This window comes from Rahnella sp. ChDrAdgB13 (assembly GCF_017655185.1).
Lineage (GTDB): Bacteria > Pseudomonadota > Gammaproteobacteria > Enterobacterales > Enterobacteriaceae > Rahnella > Rahnella contaminans.
On record NZ_JAEMGT010000101.1, the window covers coordinates 32,992 to 57,455 of the forward strand.

22 protein-coding genes, 1 tRNA gene and 1 pseudogene are annotated in these 24,464 nt (G+C 53.4%); 14 read left to right on the forward strand and 10 right to left on the reverse strand.

Annotated features, from left to right (window positions below):
* Positions 1 to 184 precede the first annotated feature (184 nt).
* On the forward strand, positions 185 to 2,113 hold the full coding sequence (mngA, locus tag J8X26_RS21875; protein ID WP_208951944.1) for a PTS 2-O-a-mannosyl-D-glycerate transporter subunit IIABC: 1,929 nt from the start codon (positions 185 to 187) through the stop codon (positions 2,111 to 2,113).
* 57 nt (positions 2,114 to 2,170) lie between these two features.
* Positions 2,171 to 4,798, forward strand: coding sequence for a mannosylglycerate hydrolase (mngB, locus tag J8X26_RS21880; RefSeq protein ID WP_208951945.1), 2,628 nt, complete (start codon positions 2,171 to 2,173; stop codon positions 4,796 to 4,798).
* A gap of 139 nt (positions 4,799 to 4,937) precedes the next feature.
* On the opposite strand, the gene J8X26_RS21885 is transcribed toward mngB, so the two are convergent.
* Positions 4,938 to 5,234 (reverse strand): YqjD family protein, encoded by a 297-nt coding sequence (locus J8X26_RS21885; protein ID WP_208951946.1) that lies wholly within the window; start codon positions 5,232 to 5,234, stop codon positions 4,938 to 4,940.
* A gap of 302 nt (positions 5,235 to 5,536) precedes the next feature.
* Between J8X26_RS21885 and J8X26_RS21890 the strand changes: the two genes are divergently transcribed.
* Entirely contained in the window at positions 5,537 to 6,733 is a 1,197-nt protein-coding gene (locus J8X26_RS21890; RefSeq protein WP_208951947.1) for an MFS transporter, read from the forward strand.
* 125 nt (positions 6,734 to 6,858) lie between these two features.
* Positions 6,859 to 7,194, forward strand: a complete 336-nt coding sequence (locus J8X26_RS21895) for a DUF2002 family protein (RefSeq protein WP_152324871.1) — start codon at positions 6,859 to 6,861, stop codon at positions 7,192 to 7,194.
* A gap of 63 nt (positions 7,195 to 7,257) precedes the next feature.
* On the opposite strand, the gene J8X26_RS21900 is transcribed toward J8X26_RS21895, so the two are convergent.
* From J8X26_RS21900 to pfkB, 3 genes are all read right to left on the reverse strand, one after another.
* Positions 7,258 to 8,145, reverse strand: a complete 888-nt coding sequence (locus J8X26_RS21900) for a GyrI-like domain-containing protein (protein WP_208951948.1) — start codon at positions 8,143 to 8,145, stop codon at positions 7,258 to 7,260.
* Between the two features lie 125 nt (positions 8,146 to 8,270).
* On the reverse strand, positions 8,271 to 8,711 hold the full coding sequence (locus J8X26_RS21905) for a DUF1198 domain-containing protein (protein WP_152324873.1): 441 nt from the start codon (positions 8,709 to 8,711) through the stop codon (positions 8,271 to 8,273).
* Positions 8,712 to 8,870: 159 nt separating this feature from the next.
* Entirely contained in the window at positions 8,871 to 9,815 is a 945-nt protein-coding gene (pfkB, locus tag J8X26_RS21910) for a 6-phosphofructokinase II (RefSeq protein WP_208951959.1), read from the reverse strand.
* 184 nt (positions 9,816 to 9,999) lie between these two features.
* Here pfkB and J8X26_RS21915 point away from each other — a divergent pair, with 184 nt between their 5' ends.
* Positions 10,000 to 10,530: a class IV adenylate cyclase gene (locus tag J8X26_RS21915; protein WP_208951949.1), complete on the forward strand. Its 531-nt coding sequence runs from the start codon at positions 10,000 to 10,002 to the stop codon at positions 10,528 to 10,530.
* Positions 10,531 to 10,605: 75 nt separating this feature from the next.
* Here J8X26_RS21915 and ygfZ read toward each other — a convergent pair whose 3' ends face one another.
* The gene (gene ygfZ / locus J8X26_RS21920; protein ID WP_208951950.1) at positions 10,606 to 11,598 is read right to left on the reverse strand and encodes a tRNA-modifying protein YgfZ; all 993 of its coding nucleotides are present in this window, start codon (positions 11,596 to 11,598) and stop codon (positions 10,606 to 10,608) included.
* Between the two features lie 279 nt (positions 11,599 to 11,877).
* Here ygfZ and sdhE point away from each other — a divergent pair, with 279 nt between their 5' ends.
* Together sdhE and J8X26_RS21930 are read left to right on the forward strand one after the other, a co-directional pair.
* On the forward strand, positions 11,878 to 12,144 hold the full coding sequence (sdhE, locus tag J8X26_RS21925) for an FAD assembly factor SdhE (protein ID WP_152324902.1): 267 nt from the start codon (positions 11,878 to 11,880) through the stop codon (positions 12,142 to 12,144).
* A complete protein-coding gene (locus J8X26_RS21930) occupies positions 12,125 to 12,577 on the forward strand; it encodes a protein YgfX (protein WP_152324876.1) in 453 nt (150 codons plus the stop codon). Before sdhE ends, J8X26_RS21930 begins: the two co-directional genes overlap by 20 nt.
* A gap of 27 nt (positions 12,578 to 12,604) precedes the next feature.
* Here J8X26_RS21930 and fldB read toward each other — a convergent pair whose 3' ends face one another.
* Positions 12,605 to 13,123 (reverse strand): flavodoxin FldB, encoded by a 519-nt coding sequence (gene fldB, locus J8X26_RS21935; RefSeq protein ID WP_152324877.1) that lies wholly within the window; start codon positions 13,121 to 13,123, stop codon positions 12,605 to 12,607.
* 110 nt (positions 13,124 to 13,233) lie between these two features.
* Here fldB and xerD point away from each other — a divergent pair, with 110 nt between their 5' ends.
* From xerD to J8X26_RS21970, 7 genes are all read left to right on the forward strand, one after another.
* A complete protein-coding gene (gene xerD, locus J8X26_RS21940) occupies positions 13,234 to 14,193 on the forward strand; it encodes a site-specific tyrosine recombinase XerD (RefSeq protein ID WP_208951951.1) in 960 nt (319 codons plus the stop codon).
* 25 nt (positions 14,194 to 14,218) lie between these two features.
* Positions 14,219 to 14,938 (forward strand): bifunctional protein-disulfide isomerase/oxidoreductase DsbC, encoded by a 720-nt coding sequence (dsbC, locus tag J8X26_RS21945; protein WP_152324903.1) that lies wholly within the window; start codon positions 14,219 to 14,221, stop codon positions 14,936 to 14,938.
* A 6-nt stretch (positions 14,939 to 14,944) separates the two neighbouring features.
* Positions 14,945 to 16,678: a single-stranded-DNA-specific exonuclease RecJ gene (gene recJ, locus J8X26_RS21950; protein WP_208951952.1), complete on the forward strand. Its 1,734-nt coding sequence runs from the start codon at positions 14,945 to 14,947 to the stop codon at positions 16,676 to 16,678.
* A gap of 130 nt (positions 16,679 to 16,808) precedes the next feature.
* Positions 16,809 to 17,907, forward strand: a protein-coding gene (gene prfB / locus J8X26_RS21955; protein WP_152324880.1) for a peptide chain release factor 2 whose coding sequence is annotated in 2 segments (ribosomal slippage) — positions 16,809 to 16,883 and positions 16,885 to 17,907 — 1,098 coding nt in all. Because the reading frame shifts where the segments join, the coding sequence is not laid out codon by codon here.
* Positions 17,908 to 17,916: 9 nt separating this feature from the next.
* The gene (gene lysS, locus J8X26_RS21960) at positions 17,917 to 19,446 is read left to right on the forward strand and encodes a lysine--tRNA ligase (RefSeq protein ID WP_152324881.1); all 1,530 of its coding nucleotides are present in this window, start codon (positions 17,917 to 17,919) and stop codon (positions 19,444 to 19,446) included.
* A gap of 150 nt (positions 19,447 to 19,596) precedes the next feature.
* Positions 19,597 to 19,670 (forward strand) — tRNA-Gly (locus tag J8X26_RS21965).
* 164 nt (positions 19,671 to 19,834) lie between these two features.
* A complete protein-coding gene (locus tag J8X26_RS21970) occupies positions 19,835 to 21,007 on the forward strand; it encodes a tyrosine-type recombinase/integrase (RefSeq protein WP_208951953.1) in 1,173 nt (390 codons plus the stop codon).
* 236 nt (positions 21,008 to 21,243) lie between these two features.
* Here J8X26_RS21970 and J8X26_RS21975 read toward each other — a convergent pair whose 3' ends face one another.
* The 4 genes and pseudogenes from J8X26_RS21975 to J8X26_RS21990 all read right to left on the reverse strand — a co-directional run.
* Positions 21,244 to 23,580, reverse strand: coding sequence for a primase-helicase zinc-binding domain-containing protein (locus J8X26_RS21975; RefSeq protein WP_208951954.1), 2,337 nt, complete (start codon positions 23,578 to 23,580; stop codon positions 21,244 to 21,246).
* Between the two features lie 11 nt (positions 23,581 to 23,591).
* A complete protein-coding gene (locus J8X26_RS21980) occupies positions 23,592 to 23,933 on the reverse strand; it encodes a DUF5375 family protein (RefSeq protein ID WP_208951955.1) in 342 nt (113 codons plus the stop codon).
* Complete coding sequence (locus J8X26_RS21985; protein ID WP_208951956.1) at positions 23,930 to 24,193, reverse strand: hypothetical protein; 264 nt, start codon at positions 24,191 to 24,193, stop codon at positions 23,930 to 23,932. Before J8X26_RS21985 ends, J8X26_RS21980 begins: the two co-directional genes overlap by 4 nt.
* Positions 24,190 to 24,399, reverse strand: a pseudogene (locus J8X26_RS21990) (host cell division inhibitor Icd-like protein); the annotation flags it as partial. The gene J8X26_RS21985 and the pseudogene J8X26_RS21990, both read right to left, overlap by 4 nt.
* Positions 24,400 to 24,464 lie beyond the last annotated feature (65 nt).

A 24,464-nucleotide genomic window follows, 5' to 3' on the forward strand; every position in this document is an offset into this window, starting at 1 on the left:
AGGTTCCTTCAGAGCAGTTTAGGCAGAGTGTAGCAGTTCGTCCGTCCCGGCAAAAACAATACAACTGAACGAAAAATCTTCTATCTGGATCACATTCAGTCCATGCCTCTTTGCTGTTTAATACAAATACAATACAACAATAATACAAATATTGATGTTTCATCGATTCAGACAGGACAACTTTATGGATCTGACATTACTGACCTCACCCGAACTGATACATCTCAACACCACTTTTGCCAGCCGCGAACAGGCGATCGCTTTTCTTGCTCAGCGGCTGGATCAGCAGGGGATCCTTAATCATGCGCAGGATTTCCTGCATGCAGTTTCTGAACGCGAAGCTGAAGGCCCGACCGCGCTGGGCGAAGGGCTGGCCGTTCCGCACGGTAAATCTGCCAGTGTGAAGCGCGCCGCTTTTGCGCTGGCGACACTCCGGCAACCGCTGCTCTGGCAGGGTGTGGATGGCGATGAGCCGGTGAATATGATCTTTCTGCTGGCGATCCCTGAAGCCGAAGCGGGATCGACTCACATGCAGTTACTGACGGCGCTGACCACGCGGCTGGTGGATGATGAAACCCGTGCTGCATTGCTGGCAGCGCGCGATGCACAGGAGGTACTGACATTATTACGGGAAGAGGCTGCGCCGGAAATTGATGACCCGCAGGCTTTGCCTGAAGAGACACCTCTGGTGGTCTGTGTGACCGCCTGTCCGGCAGGCATCGCGCACACGTATATGGCGGCTGAATATCTGGAAAAGGCGGCTAAAAAATTGGGTATTCGCGTACATGTTGAAAAGCAGGGCGCTAACGGCATTGAGGATCCCATCACTGCCGCTCAGTGCTGCCGCGCCGTGGCCTGCGTTTTCGCCGCCGAAGTGGCAGTCAAAGACAGTCAGCGCTTCGACGGGATCCCGTGCATTAAGGTGCCGGTAGCAGAACCCATCCGCCGTGCTGAAGCTGTGCTGCGACAGGCGCTGGCGATGCAGCGTAAACCCGGCGAAACACTGGGATCCGCGCCGGTAAAGCCGCCGGAAAACAGCGTGAAGGCAGATTTAAAGCAGGCGTTGCTGAGCGGTATTTCCTTTGCCGTACCGATGATTGTGGCCGGCGGATCGGTGCTGGCGGTGACAGTGCTGATCGCACAGCTGTTTGGCTGGCAGGAACTTTACGCGCAAAAAGAGTCGTGGTTGTGGATGTACCGCCAGCTTGGCGGCGGTATGTTGGGCATTCTGATGGTGCCCGTGTTGTCGGCTTACACGGCGTATTCGCTGGCGGATAAACCGGCCCTGACGCCGGGATTTGCCGCCGGACTGTGCGCCAACATGATCGGCGCAGGATTTCTCGGTGGTGTGGCGGGCGGGCTGATTGCCGGTTACGTCATGCGCTGGATGAAAAAGCACGTCCGGCTGAGTGCCAGTTTCAACGGCTTCCTGATGTTTTACCTTTATCCGGTAATCGGAACGCTGATTACCAGCAGCATTATGCTCTTTGTGATTGGTGAACCCGTCGCGTTGCTCAACAGCAGCCTGACCGCGTGGCTGAACGGATTATCCGGCAGTAACGCGATTGTCCTTGGCGCGCTGATTGCTTTCATGTGCTCTTTCGATCTGGGCGGGCCTGTCAACAAAGCGGCCTACGCTTTTTGTCTTGGTGCGATGGCAAACGGCGTTTACGGTCCGTATGCCATTTTCGGGGCCACCAAAATGGTCTCGGCTTTCACCGTGACCGCTTCAACTGTGCTCGCGCCACACCTGTTCAAATCCTTTGAAGTCGAAACCGGAAAATCCACCTGGCTGCTCGGCCTGGCGGGGATCACTGAAGGGGCGATCCCGATGGCAATTGAAGATCCGCTGCGTGTTATCGGCTCCTTCCTGACCGGATCCGTTGTTACGGGCGCGATTGTCGGCGCGGCAGGGATCGGCCTTTCCACGCCGGGTGCGGGCATTTTCTCCCTGTTTCTGCTCCACGACGGCGGATTAGGCGGCTGGCAGGCGGCGGCAGTCTGGCTGGGCGCAGCGCTGGCAGGCACGGTGATTTCCACGCTGGTTTTGCTGAGCTGGCGGGGCTACGCCGTACGCCGCGGGCAGTTCTCCGGTGACGCTCCTTCTTCTTAAACTCCCTCATTTATTCACATTGCGCCCTGCCTTGCAGGGCATGAAAGGAAAGATTTTATGACAGTTTCCCGCGTTCATCTGACGCCGCATATGCACTGGGATCGCGAATGGTATTTCACCACCGAGGCCTCAAGGATCCTGCTGGTTAACAATATGGCGGAGATCCTCGATCGTCTGGAGAATGACCCCGACTATCCGTTTTATGTGATGGACGGACAAACGGCGATCCTCGAAGATTATTTTGCGGTTTGCCCGAACAACCGCCCGCGCGTGAAGGCGCTGGTAGAAGCCGGTAAGCTTATCATCGGGCCGTGGTATACACAGACCGACACGATGGTGGTTTGCGGCGAGTCCATCCTGCGTAATTTGCTGTACGGCATGCGTGATTGCCGCGAGTTTGGTGAGCCTATGAAAATCGGCTATCTGCCGGATTCATTCAGCATGTCTTCCCAGCTACCGCATATCTTTAACGGTTTTGGCCTGCAACATGCCATGTTCTGGCGCGGGTGCTCGGAGCGTCATGGCACGGATAAAACGGAATTCCGCTGGCAAAGTAATGACGGCAGTGAAGTCACCGCGCAGGTGCTGCCGCTGGGTTATGCCATTGGCAAATACTTGCCGGAGGATGAAGATGCGCTGCGCGAACGCCTGGATAAATATCTGCCGGTGCTGGAAGCCGCGTCACTGACCGGCGATATCCTGCTGCCCAACGGTCATGACCAGATGCCGCTCCAGCAAAATATCTTTACCATCATGGAGATGCTGCGCCGGATTTACCCGCAGCGCAGTTTCCAGCTCAGCCGTTTTGAAGACATTTTTCACCGTATCGACGCCATCAGACCTCAGCTGGCGCTGCTGCGTGGAGAATTTAATGATGGCAAATATATGCGAGTTCACCGCACCATTTCATCGACCCGCATGGATATCAAGCAGGCCAATGCAGCGATTGAGAACAAAATCGTCAATGTGCTTGAGCCGCTGTGTTCCATTGCCTGGCGCTTAGGTTTTGATTATCACCATGGCCTGATTGAAAAAATGTGGAAGGAAATCATGAAGAACCACGCGCACGACAGCATCGGTTGTTGTTGCAGCGACAAGGTTCATCAGGAAATTATGTCGCGCTTTATTCTTGCCGATGACATGGCCGAAAACCTCATTCAGTTCACGCTGCGTAAAATTATCGACAACCTGCAACCTGACGGTCACACCGCTGACCGGCTGGGGCTGTTTAATTTCTCGCTGCATCCGCGTCAGGAAACCATTAATACCACCTTAAGGGTCCGTGCCTCATCTTTCAGCCTGACTGACGACCAGGGGCATCCTGTACCTTATTTTATCCGCGAAACGCGGGAGATCGACCCGGGTCTGGTGGACCGGCAAATTGTGCACTACGGCAATTACGATCCGTTCATGGAATACGACATTCAGCTTTGCGCCACCCTGCCGGCGATGGGGTACGTGACGTTAAACGTCACACCGCACCAGCCGGGGATTTTGCTGCCTGCGCCGAAGGGTGAAGACGCCCTGGAAAACGATTATTACCGTGTGACGGTCAATCCGAACGGCACACTGGATATTCTCGATAAGCAGACATTCCGCCGCTATCAGCAGGTTCTGGAACTGGAAAACGGTTCCGACGATGGCGATGAATACGATTATTCCCCGGCGCGCGAGGAATGGCGGCTGACCTCTGGCGCGCTAAAGGCAGACGTGAGTTATCAGCATAAGCCGTGGCAAAGTACCGCGGTCATTTCACTGAAAATGCCGCTGCCGCGCACGCTGGAAGATCGTGCAATGCGCATTCTCAACAGTGAAATTCCCGTGACCGTCAACGTAACGCTTTCGAAAAACAGCCGACGGATTGAGATTGAACTGGCTCTTGAGAACCACGCCGAAGATCACCGGCTGCGCGTGCTCATCCCCACACCGTTTGCCAGCAAGACGGTGGTGGCCGACAATCAGTTCGGCTGCATCACCCGTCCTGTGGACGATACGGCAATGAAAAATTGGGAGGCGGAAGGCTGGAAAGAAGCGCCGGTGCCGGTGTGGCAACTCATGAATTTTGCGGCGTTGCAGGACGGTCATCAGGGGCTGGCGCTTTTTACAGAAGGGTTGCGCGAGTTCGAAGTGGTGGGCGAAAAGCGCGATACCTTCGCCCTGACGCTGTTCCGCGCTGTCGGCGTACTCGGGAAAGAAAACCTGCTGCTGCGCCCGGGTCGCCCCTCAGGCATCAAAATGCCGACGCCGGATTCTCAGATGCCCGGCAAACAGCTTTATCGTTTTGCGTTGTTCGGTTTCAGCGGCGATCACATCCAGGCCAGCGTGATGCAACATGCGCGTGATTACCTGACGCCGGTGCGCACCTACAACAAAATTTCGTACGACGCGATGAAGCTAAACCTGACGGACAACAAAACGCCTTCGCGTTTCAGCCTGATGCAAAAATGTATTTCGGGTTCGGTGCTCAGTGCACTGAAAAAAGCCGAAGATGACGAAGCGTTGATTGTGCGGGTTTATAACCCCTCCGAAACGCAAAGTCTGCAAGACAGCCTGCAGGTCAATGCGACACTTAGCGGATGGCAGGAAGTCAGCATGGATGAAACGAGGGTAAACACCGAAAATAGTGGCGGGCAAATGGGCGAATTTAAGCCCTGTCAGTCAAAAAGTTTTCGCATTCGCTTTTAATTTCAGCGAAAGCCACAAATAGAAAACGGAGCCCGGGGGCTCCGTCGTCTTTTTAGCAATTGCGCGGCAATGAGGGAGCCACGCGGATGTTTCAGATAATCCCGACACAGGAATGAAACACCGCAAATTGCCTCTTGTGTTAACGACGTCCCAGCAGGACACCGATAACAATACCGATAGCTGCACCGGCACCCACGCCATACCATGGGTTGTCTTTTACGTAGTCGTTCGCGGACGCGGCGGCGTCACGGGCATGCTTCGTCAGTGTTTCACCGTTGAAACGTGAACGGGCGTCGCGTAACACGCCTTCAGCTTTGCTGCGGAGTTTATCCAGCTCGTCCTTGGATTTATTTCCGGCAGACTGAAGCACTTCATCCAGCGTGTCAGCCAGCAGGGTTACGTCCTGATCGATTGTCTGTTCTGATTTATTAGCCATTCTGTCTCTCCTTGTTGTGAACTGTAGCTTTCGTTTTGCTAATGACTAAAGCATAGACCAAAATGTTGTACCGGAGGGCTCTTTGAGAACATCGGGCTATGACTGGGGGTGTTTTCAGGTCATGTAGCTGTCAGGAGAAATCAGGTGTGGCGCGGCTTTGCGTGATGCGGCTCAGATTTCTCTGCAAATGCTTTTGAGCGTTACAGCCAATAACATTTTTTGCGCCGTTTTACGTTTGATCCTCTCCGAAACCTGTTTATGCTATTGATTCCACTCGCAGCGTTTTCATCCCGGTTCTGCCCATGTTTTTAAGTACATTTCGCTCTAACGCAATGCTCAACAAACGCATTCTGTCGTTCATGCTGTTTACTTTCGTCGTCTATCTGACCATCGGTTTGCCGCTCGCGGTGTTGCCCGGTTTTGTGCATAACACGCTGGGATATAACTCCGTGCTGGCCGGTCTGGTCATCAGTGTTCAGTATTTTTCGACCCTGATCAGCCGTCCGCATGCCGGGCGCTATGCCGATCTTCTTGGGCCGAAACGGGTGGTGATTTTCGGCCTGATTTGCTGCGCAATGAGCGGCATTTTCTACGCTGCGGCGTTTTTCCTGACTGACTGGCCGCTGGCGAGCCTGCTTTTATTGTGTCTGGCGCGCGTTTTTCTTGGCGTAGGTGAAAGCTTTGGCAGCACCGGCACCACGCTGTGGGGAATTGGCGCGGTGGGCGCGAAACACACCGCGCGGGTGATTTCATGGAACGGCGTGGCGACCTACGGCGCGATGGCCGTGGGCGCGCCGCTCGGCGTCATGCTCAATCATGCGTTTGGCCTGATGAGCGTGGCCGTGCTGATTGTGGTTGCCGCCGCCATTGCCGCCGTTCTGGCCTGCCTGAAAGCTGCGATTTCTGTCACCGCTGGCAAACGGATTGCCTTCAAGGCAGTGGTCGGGCGCATCTGGCTTTACGGCCTCGGGCTCGGTTTTGGCACCATCGGATTCGGCGTTATCGCCACCTTTATCACGCTCTATTATGCGGACAAAGGCTGGAGCGGCGCGGCGTTTACTCTCACATTATTCAGCCTCGGGTTTGTGGGTGCGCGTCTGGTTTTCGGCAACATGATCAACCGCTTTGGCGGCCTGCGGGTTTCTCTGGTGTCTTTCGTCTTTGAAATCGCGGGTTTACTGATGATCTGGCAGGGGCACGATCCGCTGTCTGTTCAGCTTGGCGCGTTCCTCACCGGTTCTGGTTTTTCACTGGTTTTTCCGGCGCTTGGCGTCGAGGCGGTGAAACAGGTTCCGCCGCAGAATCAGGGCACGGCGCTGGGGCTGTATTCCGCGTTTCTGGATCTCGGATTGGGCATCACCGGGCCTGTTGCCGGTCTGATTATTTCCCATCTCGGCACGCCTTCTATCTATCTGGCGGCGGCCTTTATGGTAGTAGTGGCGTGGCTGCTCACCCTCAAATTATGGATGCAAACCGGCACCAAAAAACCCGCCGAATAGCCTTTTCATAGCAGGGTTTTGGGGTTTAGATAAATCCTAAATACGCCAAAACTCAGGATTTAGGCATTGTCTGGCAGAGTTATTGCGGTAAGGTCGCCTTGCGGTTAAAGAAGCGAGGAGCAACCATGTATTTACGGCCAGATGAAGTGGCACGCGTTCTGGAAACATCCGGATTTGAACGCGATTATATTGATGATAAAGCATACGGTTATCGCCGTGGCGAACACTATGTGTATGTAAACCGGGAAGCGCGGTTTGGCCGGACTGCCCTGGTAATACACCCGGCGCTGAAAGAGCGCAGCGAACGTTTTGCCGAACCGACGGCATCGTTTCGAAGCAGTGATGCGTATAAAAACTTCCCTCTGGATGTCTCGAGCGACAACGAAACGTATTATGGCATCTGCCACGGTTTCAGCTCGCGGCAGATCCTGGCCAGTTATCTGGATAACGTGTTCAGATAATCCGGAACAAACAGCGCTGCCGTTCAGTATTAGCAGAGGCAGCGCTGCCTGATATTTCTTCCCTTATTTCAATGGCAGCAAAATATCGGTTTGCTGCGCATGTTCCGGTAACTCCTGATCAAGATGCAGATAGCGGAAATACACCGGGAAATCCCGTAATTCCTCTCCGCTTTGCGGCAACCATTCCCGGTAAAGGTAATACACGCTGTCGCTGATGCGGTCATACGCTCCGACGTGCCGGACCACGGCGCAACGCCCGCCCGGCAGGCTTTTCGCCACCACGCCTTGTGGATTTTCGGGCACACGCCCGCCCGATTCAGGGTTTAACTCCCCGCAAACGTCAAAGCGAAAATCTTCACCCGGCGTCACCAGCGGATCGTTGTAGGGAATACCGTATGTCCCGCGTACAGTGTAATCCGACAGCCCCGACGCTTTTCGCCATTCAATGAATTTCGCGACGGTATTGTTCACCGTCATCGGGTCACCGCGATGCTCCAGCACCGCAATGCTCACTGGCGCAACCTCAATAATTTTCACATCCATATTTTCCAGCCTCTGCTGATTTTCCCTGCCGGGAAATTGAAAATGCACATGCCAGTCAACCCAGACGGGAGCTTTGCGAAACTCGCTGGGCGTCAGGCCGAAAGTGTTCCTGAAGGCACGGGAAAATGACTCCGGATTTTCAAATCCGGCATCAAACGCAATCTCAATGATCTTCTCCTGCGGATTTTGCACCAGCCGGAAAGAGGCTCTTTTCAGCCGCATCAGCGTGATGTAACGGCTGACGCTGACGCCGCAAAACTGGCTGAACTGGCGGTGAAAGTGAAACTGCGAAAAGCAGGCCACTTCACTTAGCTGTTCAACCGTCATCGGGCTGTCCAGATGCGCTTCAATATAAGCAAACACCTGCTGAAAACGCCGCTGATAACGATGAGTTTTTTCGTGATTCATTTCCGCTCCTTCAAGGCACTTACTTTGCACGGGTCGCCGCGGGCTTTCCTGACTGAGATTGCTTTTTCATCGTGAAGGCAAAAAAAATGGCCCCGCCAGGGCCATGGGTGAAACACTTCTGAACATCAGACCAGATGGATCTGATTGTAGGTTTCGTTGTAATCGCGACGAAACTGCGCCAGTTCGAAAGGCTCGATGTCCAGTTCAGCAAAGTAGAACAGCGCCAGTTCGGCGTGCTCACTGCTGAGCTGAGGCGGCAGGTGCGCGCGCACCAGAATGTTCCGCCAGCGGACAATATTTTCCGGAGAAGCATCTTTGATAAATGTCTGATAAATAAAAACAACGTAGGCCGCTTTGCGGATCTCTTCAGCATAGCCACCGCTGATGGAGCGGATAAACATCTGGCTCTGTCTTTTGCCCATTTCCAGCAGCATTGAATCAATGTAAACCGGTTTAATTTTCAACAGACTGGCGAGAGAAGCGTTCGCTTTACGGGTGTCTGCCGTCATAAACCAATAACCCACAATAAAAACCACAACAATTGCAGCAAGCATAATCCATATCATTCTGGACTCTGGCCTCCGGCCTTTTCTGGCGTGATGTGAAAGGTGCATGCAACACCCGATGCTGCGAGTTTATCTGCTAATGAAAGGAAATACGTGAAGGTGTGACAAAGAATTTACGCTCCGCGACGCCGGGAGACCTCGCGGAACGCATTCAGGGAATTAATGTGCCAGTGTTTGCTGGCATAAATACTGATAAATCTGCTGAGTATCTTTATCCGAACACAGCCGTGTGCCGATGTTCAGCGTCGCTGCGCTGCCCGCGGCAACGCCGAAACGCACAATGTCGTGCAGATCAGCACCGGCGGCGAGTTTGAGTGTCATCGCGCCTACCATGCTGTCACCCGCACCGACGGTACTCATTTTTTTCACCGGCGGCGGAACCACCTGGAATGCACCTTGCGCATCAACGGCCAGTGCACCCTGCGGCCCGAGTGAAACCACGACGCGCTCGGCTCCGCCTTCGCGGATAATTTTCTGCGCCGCGGCCAGCACGTCGCCCGGATTTTCCAGAGGCCGCCCGACCAGCGCAGAAAGCTCGTTCTGGTTTGGTTTCACCAGCGCCAGACCGCCCAGTTTCAGGCCCGCGGCCAGTGCATCACCGGAGCTGTCGAGAATGCAGCGCAAACCGGCGTCCTGCGCTTTGCGGATAAGATCGGTGAGCGCGTTAATGTGCGTGCCGGGTGGCAAACTGCCGCTGATCACCAGTATTGAACCGGCATGAATATTTTCGATTTTTGCACTCAGGCTGGCGAATTCAGATTCCGTCAGCCGCGCACCGGGCATGACAAACCGGTATTGCTCACCGGTATTTTCGGTATGGACATGCAGGTTTTGTCGCGTCCAGTCCTGGGTTTCTACTGTTTCGGTAGCTATCCCTTCATCAAGAAGTAACTGCTTTAGATGCTCTCCGGTCGGGCCGCCAATCGGGAACAGCGCTGTCGCCTGCCCGCCAAGGTGGACAATGGCGCGGGCAACGTTAATGCCGCCTCCGCCAGGCTCAAAGACCGGCGCGGTACAACGCAGTTTCCCTTCGGGATAAATCTTGGGTGTTAGTGTGGCACTGTCGAGTGAAGGTGCCAGAGTCAGCGTAAAAATTTTGGTCATCATCGTTCCCTCAGTTTTCCAAAAACTCCCATGAGGTTAGCACCCTGATCCGATTTTGCAGCCTCTTATTGCGTATTTAGTAAGCGAGATCAAACCTCCTTGCCGCGGAGCATTCTGTCACGGTAAGGTCAACGGATGTTCATCAAAGACACGTAAAAAAGAGTCAACTTTAAGGGAGTAAGCGATGGCCAGAAATATTGAGATTAAAGCGAAGGTTGATGATTTTTCCTCGCTGTACGAAAAGATTGCGCTGATATCCGACGGACTGCCGGACATTATCGGGCAGGATGATACCTTTTTTATCTGCCCGCACGGACGCCTGAAACTGCGCACGTTGGCGGCGGATCGTGGCGAACTGATCTTCTATCAGCGACCCGATCAGGCAGGGCCGAAAACCAGCTTCTATGTGCTTTCTGAAACTCACGATCCTGACAGTCTGCGCGAAACGCTCACACTGGCCTACGGTGCGGCAGGCAGGGTTATCAAGCAGCGCACGCTTTTTATGCTCGGCCAAACCCGTCTGCATCTCGACCGCGTAAAAGGGTTGGGCGATTATCTGGAGTTTGAAGTGGTGCTCGAAGATAGCGAAACACCGGAGCAGGGCATTGCGATTGCTGAGGATTTGCTTGAACGGCTGGGGATTGACCGGCAGGAACTGGTGGATCAGGCGTATGTCGATTTGCTTAATCAGAAAGGCAAACATCACCACGCTTAAGCCGGATATCACGTTGAGAATTGCCGCCTTCTTTTAACCGTTCGGTCATGAAGAGGGCGGCAGCGAGCTTTCGGATTACTTAGTCTCTTCCAGCGAATACGGCAGCGGCTGGATACTTAAATGGCTGGTTGTATCATCGCGAACGCGCAGGCTGGCGTCGGCTTCCAGGTCGTTGTTAAGAACGGCCTGAACGCAGACGGTGCCATCACTGAGCTGAACTGCCGCCAGCACGGTGCCGGTTCGACGCCAGTTTTCACCAAGTTGCAGTTCGAGATCGTCAGCCGGAGCCGGTACTTTTGAGGCTTTACCGGATAACCAGTACAGCGCGCGCTTGTTCGCGCCACGGTATTTTGCCCGTGCGACCATCTCCTGACCGGCGTAGCAACCTTTGGTGAAACTGATCCCGTCCAGCGCCTGAATATTGGTGGCCTGCGGGATAAACTGCGCAGTATTGGCGGTATCAATAACCGGGAAACCGGCTTCAATATCCAGAGCCAGCCACTGCTGGCTGTCGTTGCGCTGCGCCTGCTCACCCAGTTCTTCCACTACCTGACGGGCTTTTTCCGGGCTGGTGACAATCAGAAAACGTTCAGCGGGCAGGGAGAAATGCAGCAGAGTCGTTTCATCCTGCTGTACGACCGGCTGTTCTGCTGTTGGCAGCGTCGAGAATAACCCCGTCAGCGCAGCGCTGGCCTGAAAACCGGCCACACCGAGCAGCACCACGTCATCATCGGCGGTAAACGTAATTTTCGAAAACACGGCATATTTCTTTATTTCATTCAGCTGCGTGTCGCGCAGATTGCGGCGCTCGATATAGGCCATGCCATCGCCACGCGTGAACAGACGCAGGTTGCTCCACATTTTGCCTTTGGCGTCACAGTGGGCGCAAAGAATGTGGTGATCGACCGGCAGGGCATCGATGTCTGCCGTCACCTGACCTTGCAGGTATTTCACCGTATCGGCGCCGGTCATGGTCACCAAAGCCCAGTCTTCCAGTGAAATCAGGGTCAGCGGCAGATGCGAAGACGCTGAAGGTTTTTGCGGTGGAAAGGGGAATGCGTTAGCCATTTTCTTATCCCGGTCAATGAAATGTGACTGATGCTTCATGGTAAAAGAGCCTACCGCCTTTGAAAACAGTTATTGGTGCCTTTTACGGGATGCTTTCCAGAGAATGTAAAGCCAGTGACAGGTTTGCAGCAGGTTTTACGGCACATCACGTAGATTGACAAAACAGGGCACTGAAAAGTTACTTATGACGGCTGACGGCTGATAGAATCGCTTTCTATATAAAAGAATTCTCATTCTGTATCCCAAAAAAAGAGTCTCATTATGGAAAGCAAAAACCAACTGGATATCAATAACCGTTCCCGTATTCACTGGGCCTGTCGCCGCGGTATGCGCGAGCTGGATATCTCCATCATGCCGTTTTTCGAACATGAATATGATTCGCTGCCCGATGCCGACAAAGAACTGTTTGCCCGTCTGCTGACCTGTGACGATCCGGATTTGTTCAACTGGCTGATGAATCACGGCGAGCCGCAAGACACAGAATTGCAGCGCATGGTGGCCCTCATTCAGACTAGAAACAAAGCCCGTGGCCCTGTGGCGATGTGATCTCAGGGTGTCCTGGCGCAGTCAGCTCATTTCACTGGGGTCTTACGGTGGTGTGATGTTACTGATTTTGCTGGCACCCTGGCCTGCCGGCTACTGGCCGGTATGGATGACATTACTTTTGCTGGTGCTCTTTGAATGCATCCGCAGCCAACGCCGTATTACGGCCCGTACCGGCGAAATTGTCCTGCTTGAGGATAACCGCCTGTTGTGGCGTGGCCATGAATGGCAAATTAAGCAGCCGGTCTGGATGATCAGCAGCGGTGTGCTGCTGACATTGCGTCGTGAAAAACGCAAAGGCGGGCTGGCGCAGGCGATGCGCAGCTCAAGACAGCGGCTATGGCTGGCGTCTGACAGTATGGGGCCGGATGAATGGCGGCACTTGCGCCAGATCTTGCTGAGCGGAGATCCCCGTAGCCCGGCTGAACCGGGCTGAGGTAATTACTGGTTCGTTGGCGAACGGCTACAGCAGGGCGTCCATTTCCAGCAGGATCTGCTCGCACCACTGTTGCAGGCGCTTATCGGTGAGATCAAACTGGTTTACGTCGTCGAGCGCGAGGCCGACAAAATGTTTACCGTCGGCGCTGAGCGGTTTCGGGCTGGTAAATTCGAAACCTTCCGTCGGCCAGAATCCGATGAAGTGAACGCCCATCGGGAGCAACTGATGGTAAAGCATGCCGAGCGCGTCGAGAAACCACTCGCTGTAACCGAGCTGATCGCCCATGCCGTACATGGCGACAATTTTCCCGCGCAATTTTAGCGTAGGCAGCTCATTCCAGACGGCCTCCCAGTCTTCCTGAATTTCGCCGAAATCCCATGTCGGGATGCCGAGGATCAGGATGCTGTAGTCTTCCATCTTATCGGGATCAACATCTTTAATGTTGTGCAGATCAACCAGCTCTTCGCCCAAAATATCGCGAATTTTCTCCGCGGCCATTTCGGTATAACAGGTGCTGGAACCGTAGAAAAGTCCAATTTTCATGCTTGCTGCCATAACGTCATCAGAATACGAATGGCAGGCAGTGTAGCAGATTTGGGCGAATGAAAGGCATAATGGCGGGTGTAGTCTGTACGCAAGCAACAGGAGTCGGGATGCCAAAACAAGATAATGCAGGCCATCAGGAGTTAACGCCTGAACAGGCTGCGCAAGCTGTCAATCAGGCCGATCAGGGTCTGACGGAACAGTTTCTCGATATGCTCTGGATTGAGCGCAATCTCGCAGAAAATACGCTCTCGTCTTATCGTCAGGACCTGAAATCGCTGCTGGGCTGGCTGCATCATAACGAAACAGATTTGCTGCACGTCAGCGCCGAAGATTTACAATCTTTTCTGTCTGAGCGCATTGAAGGTGGCTATAAAGCGACCAGTTCCGCGCGCCTGCTCAGTGCGATGCGTCGCCTGTTTCAGTACATGAACCGCGAATCGGTGCGGCAGGATGACCCGACGGCGCTGTTGTCCTCGCCGAAACTTCCGCAGCGTTTGCCCAAAGATCTGAGTGAAGCCCAGGTTGATGCGCTGCTGGCCTCGCCGGTGGTGGATGTTCCGCTTGAGCTGCGTGATAAAGCCATGCTCGAATTGCTCTATGCCACCGGTTTGCGTGTCTCCGAACTGGTAGGGCTGACGCTCAGCGATATCAGCCTTCGGCAGGGCGTGGTGAGGGTTATCGGTAAAGGTAATAAAGAACGGCTGGTGCCGATGGGCGAAGAAGCGGTGTACTGGCTGGAGAATTATTTCGAGCACGGAAGGCCGTGGCTGCTGAACGGTCAGTCTCTGGATATTGTATTCCCCAGCAACCGGGCGCAGAAAATGACGCGGCAGACATTCTGGCATCGCATCAAACACTATGCGATCCTTGCCGGTATTGATGCGGAGCGGTTATCCCCCCACGTGTTGCGCCACGCATTTGCAACCCACTTGTTAAACCACGGTGCAGATCTCCGCGTTGTGCAAATGTTGTTAGGCCACAGTGACTTATCAACAACTCAAATTTATACCCATGTAGCGACTGAACGACTCAAACTGCTACATCAACAACATCATCCCCGCGCGTGACGTGCCAGGGAAAAAGGACGAAATGATGAAAAAAGGTTTAATGCTGCTGACCCTTCTGGCTGCGTGTATAAGCTCCGCGGCGCAGGCTGACGATGCTGCAATCAAAGCCACGCTGAACAAGCTGGGAATGAACAATGCCGAAATTCAGACGACGCCGGTCACCGGCCTGAGCGCGGTTTCCACGGACAGCGGCGTCATTTACATCACTAATGATGGTAAACACGTTTTACAGGGGCCGATGTACGACGTCAGCGGCAGCCAGCCGGTTAATGTGACCAATAAAGCGCTGGTGAAAAAGCTCGATGCGCTGCAAAACGAGATGATTATCTACAAGGCCAAAAACGAGAAGCATGTGATCACCGTTTTTACAGACATCACCTGCGGCTATTGCCACAAGCTACATCAGCAAATGCAGGACTATAACGACCTCGGCATTACCGTGCGTTATCTGGCGTTCCCGCGTCAGGGGCTGAATTCCAAAACTGAAAAAGATATGCAATCCATCTGGTGTACCGGCAACCGCAAAACCAGTTTTGATGCGGCGATGCGTGGAGATGACATCACGCAGGCGACCTGTAAAAGCAGCGATATCGCGAAACATTTCGAGCTGGGCGTGCAGTTTGGCGTCACAGGCACTCCGGCCATTGTGCTGGAAGACGGTACTTTGATCCCGGGTTATCAGCCGCCAAAAGAAATGGCCGCGATGCTTGACCAGCGTGATCCTTCACATAAAACCGGTGGTTGATTTTTCGTGACCTTGCAGACTCAACTTCGCCGCCGTGAGGTGGCAACTGGCGTGGATCTTCCCGCTGAACTTTCCCCGTTATTACGCCGGTTATATCTGGCCCGTGGCGTTAAGCAGAGCAAAGAGCTGGAGCGCAGCGCAGCAGGTTTGCTGCCGTATCAGCAACTTGATGGCATCGCTACTGCGGTGAAATTGCTCCAAAAAGCCCTGAGCGAGCGGATGCGCATTATTATCGTCGGCGATTTTGATGCCGATGGCGCAACAAGTACGGCGCTCACGCTGCTTTCTTTGCGCAGTATGGGATGCGGTAATCTGGATTATCTGGTGCCGAACCGTTTTGAAGACGGCTACGGCCTCAGCCCGGAAGTGGTGGAACAGGCTGCATCGCGCGGTGCGGAGCTGATCCTGACCGTCGATAACGGGATCTCATCGCACGCCGGTGTGGAGCTTGCTCACGCCAAAGGCATTCAGGTGCTGGTTACCGACCATCACCTGCCGGGCGAAACGTTGCCGGACGCCGAAGCGATCATTAACCCCAATCTGCACGGTTGTGAGTTCCCGTCTAAATCTCTGGCTGGCGTTGGCGTCGCGTTCTACCTGATGCTGGCGCTGCGAAGTGCATTACGTGAAAGCGGCTGGTTTGAGCAAAACAATCTGGTGGTTCCGAATCTGGCGGAGCATCTGGATCTGGTGGCGCTGGGCACGGTCGCGGACGTCGTGCCGCTTGATGCCAACAACCGCATCATGGTGTATCAGGGCCTTAACCGAATCCGTGCCGGAAAATGCCGGGCAGGGATCCGCGCGTTGCTCGAAGTGGCGGGGCGCGAAGCCCGCACATTGTGCGCCAGTGATTTAGGTTTTGCGCTCGGGCCACGGCTCAATGCCGCCGGTCGCCTCGATGATATGTCCGTCGGCGTGGCGTTATTGCTCAGCGAGGATATCGGTCAGGCACGTGCGCTGGCCAGCGATCTGGATGCGCTGAACCAGACGCGTCGTGAAATAGAGCAGGGCATGCAGGTTGAAGCGCTGGCGCTGTGCGACAAACTTGAGCGCAGCACCGACGCATTGCCTTTCGGGCTGGCGATGTACCATCCGGAATGGCATCAGGGCGTCGTGGGTATTCTGGCTTCGCGCCTGAAAGAACGCTTTAACCGGCCGGTGATCGCGTTCGCCCCAGCGGGCGACGGTATTCTCAAAGGTTCTGGTCGCTCAATTGCGGGTTTGCACATGCGTGATGCGCTCGAGCGTCTGGATACGCTCAATCCCGGTCTTATGTTAAAGTTTGGCGGTCATGCGATGGCGGCAGGTTTGTCACTCGAAGAAGGCAAATTCGACGAGTTTCGCGATCGTTTTGCTGAACTGGTGGGTGAATGGCTGGATCCGTCACATCTTGAAGGCGTGGTCTGGTCGGACGGCGAACTTTCCGGGCACGAGCTGACGATTGATACCGCAGAAATGTTGCGCAATGGCGGCCCGTGGGGACAGGCATTCCCGGAACCGACGTTTGACGGCACCTTTCGTATCCTGCAACAGAAATTACTGAAAGACCGCCACCTGAAGCTGATGATCGAACCTGTCGGCGGCGGCCCGTTGCTCGACGGCATCGCGTTTAACATCGATCCGACATTCTGGCCGGACAGCAGTATCCGCGAAGTGCAGCTGGCATACCGGCTGGATATCAATGAATTTCGGGGAAATCGCAGCGTTCAGTTGATCATCGAGCATTTATGGCCGAAATAAGCGATTTTCATCCGCAATAAACCCTGCAAAAAAACGGCTCGTTGCTATAAAAAGACCGCTAATTCCGTTAGAATCGGCGGTTCGAATGGCATTGGGCCAACTCCGAATCTAACGTAAGACGCGAAAAATCATGTTTGAAATTAATCCGGTTAAAAACCGCATTCAGGACCTGTCCGAGCGGACAGTCGTTCTTCGGGGGTATCTTTGACTATGATGCCAAGAAAGAACGCCTTGAAGAAGTAAACGCCGAGCTGGAACAGCCGGACGTCTGGAACGAACCTGAACGCGCACAGGCGCTGGGTAAAGAACGTTCCTCTCTGGAAGCTATCGTTGAAACCATTGATGAGTTGTTGCAGGGTGCCGAGGATGTTACCGGCCTGCTGGAACTGGCTGTTGAAGCCGACGATGAAGACACTTTCAACGAAACCATCGCTGAACTTGATGTGCTGACCGGCAAGCTGGAACAGCTTGAATTCCGTCGCATGTTCTCCGGCGAATACGACAGCGCCAGTTGCTATCTCGACATTCAGGCGGGTTCTGGCGGTACTGAAGCACAGGACTGGGCGAGCATGCTGCTGCGTATGTATTTGCGCTGGGCAGAAGCCAAGGGTTTCAAAACAGAAGTTATTGAAGAATCTGACGGTGAAGTGGCAGGGCTTAAATCTGCGACCATCAAAATTATCGGTGATTATGCGTTCGGCTGGTTACGTACTGAGACCGGCGTTCATCGCCTGGTGCGTAAGAGCCCGTTCGACTCCGGTGGCCGTCGCCATACGTCTTTCAGTTCCGCGTTTGTGTATCCGGAAGTGGATGACGATATCGAAATCGAAATTAACCCTGCCGACCTGCGTATCGACGTATACCGCGCGTCCGGTGCGGGTGGTCAGCACGTCAACAAAACGGAATCTGCGGTACGTATTACCCACCTTCCGACCAATATTGTGACTCAGTGTCAGAACGACCGCTCCCAGCATAAAAACAAAGATCAGGCCATGAAGCAGATGCGTGCGAAGCTTTATGAGTATGAGATGCAAAAGAAAAATGCGGACAAACAGCAGCTCGAAGACAACAAGTCTGACATCGGCTGGGGCAGCCAGATTCGTTCTTACGTGCTGGACGATTCCCGTATCAAAGATTTACGCACGGGCGTCGAAACGCGAAATACGCAGGCCGTACTGGATGGCGACCTGGATAAATTCATTGAGGCAAGTTTGAAAGCCGGGTTATGAGGAACCAAAATGTCTGAGCAACAACCAGCAGCGCAAAGCGCAGAAACCGTACCAGATCTTAACAACGAGCTGAAATCTCGTCGTGAGAAGCTGGCTTTACTGCGCGAATCCGGTATCGCTTTCCCTAACGATTTCCGTCGTGACAGCATCTCTGATGAATTGCATGCGAAATACGGCGAAAAGACTAACGAAGAGCTGGAAGCCTTAAACATCGAAGTCACTGTCGGTGGCCGTATGATGACCCGCCGTATCATGGGCAAGGCGTCTTTCGTGACCCTGCAAGATGTGGGTGGCCGTATCCAGCTTTACGTTGCGCGTGATGATCTCGCCGAAGGTATCTACAACGAGCAATTCAAAAAATGGGATCTGGGCGATATCCTGGGTGCGACCGGTAAACTGTTCAAAACCAAGACCGGCGAACTGTCGATCCATTGTTCTGAACTGCGTCTGCTGACCAAAGCACTGCGTCCGTTGCCGGACAAATTCCACGGCCTGCAGGATCAGGAAGCGCGTTACCGTCAGCGTTACCTCGACCTGATCGCTAACGAAGATTCCCGTAAAACCTTCAAGATCCGTTCTCAGATCATGTCAGGCATCCGCAGCTTCATGGTGGAAAACGGTTTCATGGAAGTCGAAACCCCGATGATGCAGGTGATCCCGGGTGGCGCAGCGGCTCGTCCGTTCATCACTCACCACAATGCACTCGACATCGACATGTACCTGCGTATCGCGCCGGAACTGTATCTGAAGCGTCTGGTTGTTGGTGGTTTTGATCGCGTGTTCGAAATCAACCGTAACTTCCGTAACGAAGGCGTTTCTCCGCGTCACAACCCAGAGTTCACTATGATGGAACTCTACATGGCATACGCGGATTACAAAGACCTGATCGTTCTGACCGAAACTCTGTTCCGCACCCTGACAGAATCCGTTCTGGGCAGCAGCGTTGTGCAGTACGGCGACCAGACCTTCGATTTCGGCAAGCCTTTCGCCAAGCTGACCATGCGTGAAGCGATTTGCAAATACCGTCCTGAAACCAACGTTGCCGATCTCGACGATCTGGCGAAAGCGACCGCGATTGCTGAATCTATCGGTATCAAAATCGAGAAGAGCTGGGGTCTGGGCCGTATCGTGACTGAAATCTTCGAAGAAACCGCCGAAGCGCAACTGATCCAGCCAACCTTCATTACCGAGTACCCGGCAGAAGTTTCTCCGCTGGCGCGCCGTAATGATGAAAACCCTGAAATCACTGACCGTTTCGAATTCTTCATCGGTGGTCGTGAAATCGGTAACGGCTTCTCCGAGCTGAATGACGCAGAAGACCAGGCACAGCGCTTTGCTGACCAGGTTTCTGCGAAGGATGCCGGCGATGACGAAGCGATGTTCTTTGATGAAGACTACGTGACAGCGCTGGAACACGGCCTGCCACCGACTGCCGGTCTGGGCATTGGTATCGACCGTATGGTTATGCTGTTCACCAACAGCCATACCATCCGTGACGTTATCCTCTTCCCGGCGATGCGTCCGCAGACACAGAAATAAGTTGCCTCAGAAACAACAAAAGGGCGCTCCGGCGCCCTTTTTCATGCGGCAGATCACGCGATGCGCTAACTGCTTAAAACTCCAGCGCTTATCCGCAATCACGCCTTGCTCCGCCGCCGTAACCGGTTATAATGCCAGTCGCAAACCGATGCGGGTGTAGTTCAATGGTAGAACGGCAGCTTCCCAAGCTGCATACGAGGGTTCGATTCCCTTCACCCGCTCCAAAAGTACTTCCCAGACCTTCCGTAAACATCCGAAAAAACCAATAAAATCAAATGAATTAGCCGGTTTTCAGTCCGCTGGCGTCCGAGCTCATCCCTTGAAAGCCAGTGTCTGATGTGTATATGATCGCGTATAGTTTTTCTATACACACGGATTCCTATACACAATGCCTCTGACAGAACTACAAATTAAAAAGGCTAAGCCCACAGAAAAGCCTTACACCCTGAGCGATGGCCTGGGTTTATCCCTTCTTGTTGAGCCCAACGGCAGTAAAGCTTGGCGTTTTCGCTATCGTTTTGACGGTAAACCCAAAATGCTGTCATTAGGAACCTATGAGCACGTTTCCCTGGCTGATGCGCGACAAAGGCGTGATGAATCTCGTCGACTGGTTGCATCAGGTGTTAATCCAAGCACATTGAGGAAAGAGCAGAAAGCCGCAAAAACTCTTTCAGCAACTAACACCTTTGAAGCGATTACCCGTGAATGGTATGAGCATCGTTATGACCGTTGGTCGGCATCATACCGAACTGAGATGATGGATACCTTTGAGAAAGATGTATTTCCGTATCTTGGTTTTCGTCCTATAGCAGAAATTAAGCCTTTAGAGCTTTTGGCAATGCTTAGACAGGTAGAAAGCAGGGGAGCTACAGAGAAAGTACGCAAAGTGCGCCAGAGGTGTGGTGAGGTTTTCCGTTACGCTATTATCACTGGTCGCGCCGAGTACAATCCCGCGCCGGATCTCGCCTCAGCGATGAAACCCCATAAGGCCAATAATTATGCACATCTGGCCGCCCATGAATTACCTGAGTTCTTAAGTGAGTTAAACGCATATACCGGCAGCGTGATCACCAAAATTGCGACCCAGCTTCTAATTCTCACTGGATTACGACCAGGTGAAGTACGTAGGGCGCAATGGTCTGAAATCGACATGGAGAATAGGGTGTGGGAAGTACCCGTCGAGCATATGAAAATGGGGCGTCCTCATTTGGTGCCGTTATCTAAACAGGCAATAGGTTTACTTGAACAAATCAGAATCGTGACTGGCCGTTATGAACTCATTTTCCCAGGGCGAGACTTTAGAAAACCTATCAGTGAAGCCTCTATAAACCAGGTGATGAAACGCATTGGTTACAACGGTAGAGCAACCGGTCACGGATTCAGACATACCATGAGCACAATATTGCATGAGAAAGGTTATAACTCTGCTTGGATCGAGCTACAACTCGCTCATGTTGATAAGAACAGCATTAGGGGCACGTATAACCACGCTTTGTATTTAGATGGGCGTCGGGAGATGATGCAGTGGTATGCGGATTATATGGATAGTTTTGGCATCTGAATGATATAGATCCGATACCTTAACGTTTTTTCATTGTATCCAAACTCACGCTGAACAGGTGACTTAGAAAAAAAAGATTTATTAGAAAAGTGTTCACAGTGTTCACTTTTCTATTTATTCATTATATTTCAATTGATTATGTGGTGATCACCTTGTGCTGAGCTGTTCATTCCTGTTCACTTTCAAGTGACCACCTACCTTGTCATATGAAAAAACCGGCCTGAGCCGGTTTCTGTTTAAACTTGATTGATGTCGCTCTTTGGCAACCAATCAGCTTCGCAGTCCTCGTTTAATATCAGATTGGTTTGCACACCCTGATTGGTCTTTCTCTTTAAAAATTCAATCTCATACTCTTTCATCGTTTGCGGGATGAACTTGCCGAAGAGTGAGAGATTGATCGGGTGTTGATGCCCGCGCGCCTCCATAAATGACAGATAGGCGTGATAGAGGTATTTGCGAGGATTTGACGGGCGTATGTTTCCGTTGCCCATATACAAACCACTGGGTGCCTGAACCGCGAGCAGGTAACCGCAAAAATCGACCAGTGAATCTGAACTTCGTTTAATTTCCAGCGCTTCGTCGGAGTTTTGCTGCGCTTCCAGCAGTGCGCGGGCTTCGCCAGGCTCTGCAAAGCGTCCCATCAGATGGCGGACAATTACCGCGAGCTCTCCCTCTATTTTCTCGATCAGTTTTGGGTCGCGTTCTTTAGCCGATATGACTTCGGGGAAGGTAATGATCACCCGCCTGCGCGATACGCCGCCGCTTCGGTCACTGAACTGCATCGGATTGTTGTTCACCGCAAGGATCACCGCCGGAATGTGTGCTGAATAAGCATCACGGTATTTCGGGTCAATGGCTACCGCATCGCCGCCGGTGATGGCTTTAATCCCTGCACCGTCACCGCTCCATTTCTCCTGGTCGGGTAAGATAATCAGCGAGTATCCCACCAGGGAAGCCCGTTCGCGGGAAGACTCCAGCGTTTCGATGCTGGCGGAAGTGGTATTGTCATTCCCTGCAAGCATGCGCGCTATGGCTGCCATGACGCTTTTACCACTGCCGCCTGGTCCTGTCACTTCAAGGAATAATTGCCAGTCATACCGGTTCGCCAGAACCATGAAAAGCGCCGCGAGAATGCGCTCTTGCTTTTCGCTTTGCTGGTTGGCCGCCCGCGTCAGCCATTGCCAGAAGTGAGGGGCATGCTCGGCAAGATTTTCCCCTGGCTTGGCCTGCGAGTAATCCACGCTGTTGACGGTGCGCAACCAGTTATCTTTGCGGTGAGAGCTAAAACTTCCGGTACGGGTGTCAAAAACGCCATTGCGAAAACCAATTAAGTGACGCGCGGGCTTGCTCATTTCAGGCACCATGAGCTTTAGGGTTTCGATCATGCCGCTAATGAGGGGCGCTGAAAAAGGCGCTTGTGCTTTCTGAAATAGAGCGGCAATTTCACGGCTGAGGATCCTGTGCGGCAATACCAGCCACGCCCCATTCTCATAGCGGCAAAGATCTTCCCCCACCGGAGGCATAGCCAGACGGTGTTCATAATGGACTATCAGCAGTTCACACTTCTCACTCTGGCTCATGGCCTTGAGATCGGCATCACTGACCGTTTCAAAGGGGCTTTTAGGAGATTGCTGAGTAAAAGCGCGGAGCTGTTCCAGCGCTTTGTCACGACCTTCCTGCATGAATACATCGTTCCAGTCACCGGCTATTAAGGGGAGCGCAACCTCTCCGCTGACCAGATTTGCGGCTTCTTTCGCTTTCTTCTGTCCTGTGCCGTTTTCATCATTATCTGCCGCCATAAGCAGCACGGCATTAGGGTATTTCTCTCGCAGGCACTCAGCCAGATGAGGGAAGTTATTGGCACTCAGTGCCACATACACGGTTTCACCCGTCAGCGCATGTATTGTCAGACCGGTTACATAGCCTTCTGCCATCCAGATAACAGCGTTGTCGTTCCCTTCAAAATGAAGAGCGGCGCCGGTAACCTGCCCACCCGCAAGCATGCGTTTTTCCCCCGACCCGTTAATGAGCTGGGCGTTGACCAGGTTGCCTGACAAATCATAAAGCGGAATGACCAGGTCACCCGCCGCGAAATCTACGCCGCCCACGCGCAGGCCATTACCCTGTAAGGTCAGCACCTCCTTATCCGCCCAGCCTTTTTTCTCCAGATAGGCATTGCCTGAAGCTTTGCGGGCGACATTCACCAACATTTTCGCCTGCACGGCTGCCTTCTGGCGGGCATCGTCTTTTTGCTGTTGTACAGCGGCCTCGTCGTGATGAACCGCAAGAGGCTGAGTATCTCCCAGAATTTCAGCCACCTTCACGGCGGCTTCTTTCGTGGTGATATCCAGCATTTTCGCAACCAGATTTAGCCCGTCACCGGCACCGCAGTGGTTACATATCCAGGTGCCTCTTCCTGCCTGATTATCGAAGCGAAAGCGGTCTTTGCCCCCGCAAACGGGGCAGGCGGAATGATGCCCGCTAGGGGAAACGGTTATACCCAACGCAGGCAAAAGCTGAGGCCAGCGCCCTGTCGCGGCGCTCACGGTGTTTTGAACAATCATTTGTGTCATGTGCGCCTCTGTTAGTGCAGCGTGGTTTCAGGAGTGGTGTGAAGACAAGGCCGGAACAGTTCATCCATCATGGATTCTCCCAGCGGTGTCAGGCGGGGTTTTGCCACGAGAATATCGGGCTGCACCATATCCCTGAGCATGGCGCAGGCGATGTCCATCCCCAGCTTCGTGCCGTGCTGACGAACGTAGTAGCTTTCAACTTCTCTCGCGATGGTCATTTGCAGTTCATCAAGCGTGTAGCCGGTTTCAACGCCGTAGATGGTACAGGCATCGAGATAGGCCTGTGCCAGGGCGCGCCGGTAGAGGGCTGTGAGCACTTCAACCGGCAGGCAGGACTGCTGAGTCATATTCATTCGTAGACATCCTCCATTTGCCTTTTGATGGCGGTTTCACAGGTGTCTACCACTTTGCCGAGCTGGTCAGTCAGCAGCGCAACCATTGAGGCCATTGAGTTCAGCTGATCGCCGCTGGCTACGTGCCCTAATGAGTCCTGCGTATCAAGCATGTCGAGGAACATCACGCCGACGTTGTGAGCGTGTTGCAGGCGCAGGAAATCAGCATGCGGAATAGGGTAATGGGTGTTGGGGAAATAGAAGGAAGCGAGCTTGTTCATGCGGCCTCCTGAGCGGGCAGGCGACCGGCAAAGCACAGCACATAGTCGCGGGCAAACAGGCGACGGGCAGAATGTTCATTGTCGGCGGCGGAGCGCAGCATACAAACCGGCGCTTTGGGTTCAGCACGGCGCACGGCGGCGAACAGGAACGTAAATTTAGGGTGTGGCGTGGTGAGGGTTGTAGCCATGGTGGCAGCCTCAGGGCTTACGCATTAAAATGAACTTGTATTAAGTCATTGTACTCCCTATAAATAACCAAATTATGCGGAGA